The 6254-nt window shown below is 38.7% G+C and carries 7 protein-coding genes; all 7 read right to left on the bottom strand.

All coding sequences use genetic code 11. The annotated features are described in order from the left end of the window. Positions 1–76: 76 nt before the first annotated feature. Entirely contained in the window at positions 77–541 is a 465-nt protein-coding gene (locus tag AC1DPQ_RS14540) for a DinB family protein (protein WP_477609925.1), read from the bottom strand. A gap of 18 nt (positions 542–559) precedes the next feature. Beyond that, positions 560–949, bottom strand: a complete 390-nt coding sequence (locus tag AC1DPQ_RS14535; RefSeq protein ID WP_477609923.1) for a glyoxalase superfamily protein — start codon at positions 947–949, stop codon at positions 560–562. A 1-nt stretch (position 950) separates the two neighbouring features. After that, positions 951–1589, bottom strand: a complete 639-nt coding sequence (ilvN, locus tag AC1DPQ_RS14530; protein WP_116251728.1) for an acetolactate synthase small subunit — start codon at positions 1587–1589, stop codon at positions 951–953. A 31-nt stretch (positions 1590–1620) separates the two neighbouring features. After that, positions 1621–3372, bottom strand: a complete 1752-nt coding sequence (ilvB, locus tag AC1DPQ_RS14525; protein ID WP_057931986.1) for a biosynthetic-type acetolactate synthase large subunit — start codon at positions 3370–3372, stop codon at positions 1621–1623. 21 nt (positions 3373–3393) lie between these two features. Beyond that, entirely contained in the window at positions 3394–3984 is a 591-nt protein-coding gene (locus AC1DPQ_RS14520; RefSeq protein WP_477583200.1) for an ORF6N domain-containing protein, read from the bottom strand. A gap of 48 nt (positions 3985–4032) precedes the next feature. Then, the gene (gene ilvD, locus AC1DPQ_RS14515; RefSeq protein ID WP_477583201.1) at positions 4033–5715 is read right to left on the bottom strand and encodes a dihydroxy-acid dehydratase; all 1683 of its coding nucleotides are present in this window, start codon (positions 5713–5715) and stop codon (positions 4033–4035) included. A gap of 242 nt (positions 5716–5957) precedes the next feature. Then, positions 5958–6254: O-methyltransferase (locus tag AC1DPQ_RS14510; RefSeq protein ID WP_477609921.1), on the bottom strand; the 297-nt coding region annotated here is incomplete at its 5' end.

Raw genomic sequence — 6254 nt, 5'->3', positions numbered from 1 at the left:
TGATTACACAGATGAGGTGATTACACTGGCTTTTTTTATAATCAGTTCATATCTCATCTGTTTTACATCTCCCATTTTATACCAGTTTCTTCAGCGCCCATGCATAACCTTGGTGTACATTATCGTGGCCAATAGTTGTGATCAGAATTTCTTCAATGTTGTTCATCTGTACGCCATAGGTAGCTGTTGTAAAAGGAGTGATGCTCGAAAATTTTCCGTTCGCATAATCTTCTTTTATTTTTTCAATGCTTTCTAACGCGATGGTTTTCAATTCAGCTACTTCTTCTTCTATTACGGTGTAAGTTGGCTTCGTATCTTTTTTATAATACTCGTTAAATTTTACCGAAGCAGCATCTTGTAATACACCTGTACGAACATAACAAAGCGTTTGCGTGCTCACTACAACATGGCCAAAATTCCAGATAATGTTATTGTTGTAACCATCCGGAATTTTATTTAATTCTTCGATTGTTAAATCATCTATCAACTTAATAAATGCCTTGCGTGAGTTTATTATAAAATCAAATACCTCGTTCATCATATTATAATTCGTATCTATCTACTTATCGTTTTGTTTTTCAGCTTCGGTTAATGTTTCGTTAAAGGTAATCTTGTTAAAGAACGGGTCGTTTACTGTTACTGCCCAGGTTCCGTAAAAAGTTTTCTCCAAACCTGGCCTGTTGTACTTATATTTTTTATCTATTATTTCTTTATGAAATGCTCTCAATCCTATACAATCTACATATACATTTGCACCGGGAGAACTATCTCCATGGTGCTCACTTAAATGGAGTTCGATGCCTCCTAATGAAATCTGCATATAAACAGGGGTATTTTCTTCAAACGTGTGTTCCCAGTCTATTTTAAAGCCCAGCCAGTTTACGTAAAACTCTACTGCTTTATCGTAATCGAAAATTCTTAAAATTGGTATGGCTTTATTGCATTTCATATTACATTGTAAAAATCTTCCCCCCTTTTTCTAAAAACTCATTTTCTACCAATTCTTCACCTGGTTCGAAAGCTTCGAATTCCTTTAGTTTTTCGTGGAAACCTGCACTGTCTTTAATAATGGCTACTCTTGCAGATCTCACAAATTCAATTAGTTCGTAAGGTTCTAAAGCTTTCACCAAAGCATCAGTTTCTTCGCGGTGACCAGTTACTGCAAAAACGGTATAATCTTTACGGATCACTACCGCACTTGCACCGTATTGTCTTAATAAACGCTCTACGGTTACTTTTTCTGCAATTTCATCTGTAGAAACTTTGTAAAGCGCCAGTTCCTGCCAGATAATTTCTTCGTTGGTGTTGAAATAAACTTTCAATACCTCAATCTGTTTTTCTATCTGACGGGCCAGCTTTCTCACTACCTCGTAACCTTCGTGGATGACGATGTTGAAGCGGTGTATTCCTTCAATTTCTGATGCGGAACTGTTTAAGCTTTCGATATTGATTTTTCTTTTCGAGAAAATAATCGCAATCCTGTTGAGTAAACCAATGCGGTTTTCGGCGTACACCGTAATGGTATATTCCTGTTTTCCTTCTAGGTCAACGGTGTCTTCTGTATATTTTATTTTATCTTCAGTACTCATGATAGTTTCTTTTTTATCTTAAACCTCTACCTTACTTCAACCTGATTTCGCTTACACTCATTCCTTGAGGAACCATAGGGAAAACATTATTTTCTCTGCCTACCATAACCTCTAATAGGTAAGAACCTTCGTGGTTGATCATGGTCTCTAGTGCAGTTCTTAGGTTTGCACGTTCATCAACTTTGCTCGCTTCGATATAATACGATTTTGCTAAAGCAACAAAGTCAGGGCTGGTGATATTCACGAAAGAATAACGTTTATCATGAAAAAGCTGTTGCCATTGACGAACCATACCTAAAAAGCGGTTGTTCAAAATCAGAATTTTTACTGCTGCGCCAAACTGCATAATGGTACCCAGTTCCTGAGGCGTCATCTGGAAACCACCATCACCGATAATTGCGATAACGGTTTTATCAGGTGCACCATATTTAGCACCAATTGCTGCTGGTAAACCAAAACCCATTGTACCTAAACCACCAGAAGTAATGTTGCTGCGGGTATTGTTGAATTTAGCATAACGACAGGCCACCATTTGGTGCTGACCAACATCGGTAACGATTACGGCATCGCCACCACAGATTTCGTTGATGTTGCGCAATACTTCGCCCATGGTCATTTCATCACCAGTTGGATAAAGCTCGGGAGTGATGACTTGATCTATTTCCTCCTGGTTATATTGTCTGAACTTAGCTAACCAATCTTCGTGTTTGTTTTCGTTAACTAAATTGGTTAATAGGGGCAAAGTTTCTTTACAGTCGCCCCAAACACCAACTTCTGCCTTAACATTTTTATCAATTTCGGCAGGGTCAATATCTAAATGTACCACTTTAGCTTGTTTGGCATATTTATCTAAACGACCGGTTACACGGTCATCAAAACGCATACCGATGGCAATAATTACATCAGCTTCGTTGGTTAATACGTTCGGGCCATAATTACCGTGCATGCCTAACATACCTACATTTAACGGGTGTGAAGTTGGAATAGCACCTTCGCCCATAATGGTCCATGCAGCAGGGATTCCTGATTTATTGATAAAAGCTTTGAATTCTTCTTCGGCTTTACCCAAAATAACACCTTGTCCAAATAAAATGAAAGGTTTTTTTGCTGAATTGATTAATTCGGCTGCCTGCTCGATATATTCTACCCTAACTTTTGGCTTCGGGCGATAACTTCGGATGTGGTTGCACTTTACATATTCAGGAAATTCCTCCAATTGTAATTGTGCATTTTTGGTAATATCGATTAAAACAGGACCTGGTCTGCCACTTTTAGCGATATAAAAAGCTTTAGCCAATACCTCTTGAATTTCTTTGGCATCAGTAACCTGATAGTTCCATTTTGTAACCGGAGTAGTAATGTTAATCACATCAGTTTCCTGAAAAGCATCCGTTCCCAATAGGTGGGCGAAAACCTGTCCGGTGATACAAACCAATGGCGTACTATCGATTTGCGCATCTGCCAAACCAGTAACCAAATTGGTTGCACCTGGCCCGCTGGTTGCGAAAACAACACCAACTTCGCCGCTTGCTCTTGCAAAACCCTGAGCGGCGTGGATACCACCTTGCTCATGGCGAACTAAGATGTGTTCTAATTTATCAGCATAATCATAAAGAGCATCATAAATAGGCATGATTGCTCCTCCCGGATAACCGAAAATGGTGGTTACACCTTCTTCAATTAATCCATTCAACAAAACTTGCGAGCCTGTTCCTTTAAATAAGGTTTTTGAGGTTTCTGCTTTCGCCTCGTTTTGTTGTATTGTATCTTGTGCAGTTTCCATAGTTATGTTTTTGCGGTTCTACTATTCTTTAATTTTAAACCCAATTCTTTGTCTGTCGTTCCATTTTAATTGAGCAATTTTCTCGTCTATTAAATTTTCCATTGCATCATACAGCTCGTTGAGCTGAACATCATGTTCCCCAATCCGTTCTTTAATTTCTGTTAACTGTTCATTAAGGTTGCTTTGCTTCAGCAAAATTTTCCGAACGTCAACAAAGGCTCTCATAATGGCAATATTCATGTTAATTGCCTTATCACTTTTCAAAACGCCACTCAACATGGCAACCCCTTGCTCTGTAAAGGCATAAGGCAATTTTCGAGTACCTCCCCAACTTGAAGTCACAATTTGTGACTTCAAGTTGGTTCCGCCTGTCATCACAATTTGTGATGATGTACCTTGATTACTTGCATCAATCTGAAGTTTTATCTCTTCAAACTCAGCAGAAGTTAACTGAAACATAAAATCTTCAGGAAAACGCTTTATGTTACGTTTTACCGCCTGATTCTGTGCCTTCGTTTCAACTTCATAAAGCGATGCCAAATCGAAATCCAGCATTACTCTTTCTCCCCGGATTTCATAAATCCTATTCTGAATACTTTTAATTATTTGCATAATCTATTTTATTAGTAATCAATTAATCTGGGGGATGATTTTTTGATTTTAGTATTCGTCAGTTACGCAACCACTAGCTGCGTCTGAAACTGTTTTAGCATATTTATATAAAACACCTTTTGTTACTTTTAATGCTGGTTGTACATAGTTTTTTCTACGCGCTGCAATCACTTCGTCACTTACCTGTAAGCTAATGATGTTGTTTACCGCATCGATCAAAATCCGGTCTTCATCTTCTACCAAGCCTATTAAGCCACCTTTGTAGGACTCAGGTGTAATGTGACCAACCACAAATCCATGTGTACCACCAGAGAAACGTCCGTCGGTAATTAAAGCCACTGATTTGCCTAAACCAGCACCAATAATTGCTGAGGTTGGTTTTAACATTTCTGGCATACCTGGCGCACCTACCGGACCTGAATTTTTAATTACGATTACATCGCCAGGTTGAACACGTCCGCTTGAAATTCCGGCAATTAAATCGTGTTCGCCGTCGAATACACGTGCAGGGCCTTCAAATTTCTCACCTTCTTTACCACTTATTTTTGCAACAGAACCTTTTTCAGCCAGGTTTCCGTAAAGAATCTGTAGGTGACCAGTGGCTTTAATCGGCTCACTTAGTTTCTGGATGATTTTTTGATCATAATCCATAACCGATTTTACATCGGCTAAATTCTCAGCCAGGGTTTTTCCGGTRACAGTTAAACAATCGCCATGTAATAAACCCTCGTTTAATAAATATTTCAATACTGCCGGGATACCTCCATATTGATGTAAATCCTGCATTAAGTATTTTCCACTAGGTTTGAAATCGGCAAGTACGGGTGTTACATCACTCATGCGCTGGAAATCATCCTGAGAGATTTCGATACCGATAGCTTTACCCATTGCAATAAAATGTAATACTGCATTCGTACTGCCACCTAAAATGATAATAGAACGAATGGCATTTTCGAATGCTTTTCTCGTCATAATATCAGATGGTTTGATATCTTTCTCTAATAAAATTTTGATGTATTTACCCGCATCTAAACATTCTTGTTTTTTCTCCTCGCTGATTGCTGGGTTCGAAGATGAATAAGGCAAACTCATACCTAAAGCCTCAATTGCTGATGCCATTGTGTTTGCAGTATACATCCCTCCACAAGCACCTGCACCAGGGCAAGTATGTTTTATGATGCCCTGATAGTCTTCCTCAGAAAGGTTGCCACATATTTTCTGCCCCAGAGCTTCGAAAGCTGAAACGATGTTCAATTCTTCGCCTTTGTAATGGCCAGGCGCAATCGTACCACCATAAACCATAATTGAAGGGCGATCTAAACGTGCCATGGCCATAATCGCGCCAGGCATATTTTTATCACAGCCAGGGATAGAGATAATTCCATCGTAATATTGGCCACCGCAAATGGTTTCGATACTATCAGCAATTACATCGCGGCTTACCAGCGAGTAACGCATACCATCTGTACCGTTGCTCATCCCATCACTTACGCCAATGGTATTAAAAACCAAGCCCACTAAATCATTATTCCAGACCCCTTTTTTCACATCTTTTGCCAGATCGTTAAGGTGCATATTGCAGGTGTTACCATCGTAACCCATACTTGCAATACCGACCTGTGCTTTAGCCATATCAGCATCAGTTAATCCGATTCCATAAAGCATAGCTTGCGCTGCCGGTTGTGTAGGGTCTTGTGTAAATGTTTTACTGTACTTGTTTAATTCGCTCATTGTTTAAATTGTATGTATGCTGTTGTATTTCAATTATTTCTTTTTGAGGCAAAAAAAAACCGCCTCTTGTGGGAGGCGGTTTCGATATGGTATATTTTTAATATTATACGCAACGATTTCCACCTCTCTTTTGAGAAATGACAATAATTAGGTTGCTAATAATGTTTGTGTTTATATTCATGTCTTTGATGAATCACAAACATACTAACTATTTAAAAAATTAAAGAACTATTTAATCTTATTTATTTTTTTACTCCGATCACGATTCCTGTTGCCCAAACCTGCTTGGTTAAGTGCAGATCATCACGGGATTCTAAATCTTTGATCAATTTTATAGCCTTATCCTGGTGGCCATCAGGCCAATTCGATTGTGGCAGCATATCATCGATGATGTAAAGTCCGCCGGTATTAAGCATAGATATCGCCTCATCTAAAAGCAAATATTTTCCATGCCAGGTATCAGCAAAAATATAATCGAACTTTTTGTCTTTATTCTTTTCAATCCATTCCGCACCATCGGTATCAACTAATGTTAAGCG

The organism is Pedobacter sp. 01T416_2 (assembly GCF_056398925.1).
Note: the sequence above shows the minus strand (reverse complement) of the source record. Positions and strands in the feature narration are given on the sequence as shown.

Coding starts and splice junctions, on each gene's coding strand:
- AC1DPQ_RS14520 (WP_477583200.1), bottom strand. CDS start 3,984: ATGCAAATAATTAAAAGTATTCAGAATAGGATTTATGAAATCCGGGGA.
- AC1DPQ_RS14540 (WP_477609925.1), bottom strand. CDS start 541: ATGATGAACGAGGTATTTGATTTTATAATAAACTCACGCAAGGCATTT.
- ilvN (WP_116251728.1), bottom strand. CDS start 1,589: ATGAGTACTGAAGATAAAATAAAATATACAGAAGACACCGTTGACCTA.
- ilvB (WP_057931986.1), bottom strand. CDS start 3,372: ATGGAAACTGCACAAGATACAATACAACAAAACGAGGCGAAAGCAGAA.
- AC1DPQ_RS14535 (WP_477609923.1), bottom strand. CDS start 949: ATGAAATGCAATAAAGCCATACCAATTTTAAGAATTTTCGATTACGAT.